This is a genomic window from Odoribacter sp. N54.MGS-14, assembly GCF_000980295.1.
Classification (GTDB): domain Bacteria; phylum Bacteroidota; class Bacteroidia; order Bacteroidales; family Marinifilaceae; genus Odoribacter; species Odoribacter splanchnicus.
In genome coordinates, this window is the sequence record NZ_LARL01000148.1 from 1 (window position 1) to 1488 (window position 1488).

The window sequence follows — 1488 nt, forward strand, 5'->3', positions numbered from 1 at the left end:
AGGTTATGGAGGAACTCAAACAAATCTGCTCTCCTGACCAATGGGACATCACGCCGGAAAAGGCATTCGGTGTATTTAAGGAGTTCATACAAAGGTGGCAAAAGAGTTACCCGCCGCTAAAGAGATACCAGCACGACAGGTACAGGTTTTATTTTACATACTTCAAATATGAAAGGGAAATCAGGGGAATGATTTATACCACGAACTGGATCGAAAGACTGAACAGGGATTATAAGAGGGTTATTAACATGAGAGGGGCCATGCCGAATCCACAGGCCGTCATTCTACTGATGGGGACCGTGGCTCAAAACGCGGATATTTATAAATACCCTATTTATAATTTTTTAGAATCAAGATTATTTTATTAAAAATGAATAGATTTGCAAAGATGAAAAAAGAAAGGATTTACACACTTTTGGGGACACTATCAATAATTATTGTAACTGATTAACAAATAGGAATGAAAGTTGGTAAAACAACTTTCATTCCCGTTGAAGAAATAACAAAATTCTGATATTTAGTTGTTTACATCTAACTATCCGTAACAACTGATTCCAAAATATCTTTATCCTTCCATTATATTTGTCTTGTTGATAGGACAAATACAAACTATTTTTGTCCTATCAACAAGACAATACTTGATTCTATTAAAGATAGAAAAAAAATTTGGTAATTATATTCCATTTTACAATACATGAAAGAAATGCTTGTTTCCATAACCAAACTCCCTCGTCTCTTTGTTCAAGTGAGCCTGAAGGAGGGAGGGAGTTTGCTGTAATTACCTAACGTCTTTCCCTGTACCGGACATCCTTTATCCGAGCGAAACCGGAATATTCCACTCGTTTTGTTATCGAATTATTCTCGCCATCCACTTTATAGAATCCCAACTTTCCTCCGTTCACACCACTAACACTATTATCATAAGTACCCACCATCAATTCGAATTGACGGGCCATAAATTCTTCCGAGGGTTCCGGCCACCAATAATTATTATGATACAAATTAAATTTCAACATGGTCACTTCTTCGTTGGCTCCCAAATTGATATTTTTCATTTCATAAGTCATATTGGTTCCCAAATTATGCAAATACACTTTGTTTCCCACACCGTAGAACATATAAGGGAACTGAGAATGGAAAGCAAAGACTGTAGCTTTATCGAAATCTGGGGCGTTCAAATTTTCGTATTTACTCTCTTGCACGAATCCCGTTCCGCTCATATTAATTCCATATATAACTCGTTTCCCAGAAGCGTTTTGCAATATGGCGTACACCAAGCCATTCGAATAACGAGTTCCTTCCATGTAAACTAGATCCATTCCGGTTTTAAAGTCAAACAATCCTCCGACTTCCGGATTAGGAACAGGTGTCAATATCTGGTTAACGTCATTACTTGTCGGGCTCTTGAAGCTCCAACCCACAAAACGTTTATTATCTATATCATAGAACAAGGCGGCCGTACTGTTTCCCGGGTAACGAACCATACTT

1 protein-coding gene and 1 pseudogene are annotated in these 1488 nt (G+C 37.6%); one reads left to right on the top strand and one right to left on the bottom strand.

What is annotated here, in order from left to right; genetic code table 11:
- The coding region (locus tag WS42_RS14655; protein WP_046451343.1) for a transposase at positions 1–368 on the top strand (368 nt) is incomplete at its 5' end.
- Positions 369–782: 414 nt separating this feature from the next.
- Here the strand turns inward: WS42_RS14655 and WS42_RS14660 are convergent.
- Positions 783–1488: pseudogene (locus tag WS42_RS14660) on the bottom strand (hypothetical protein); the annotation flags it as partial.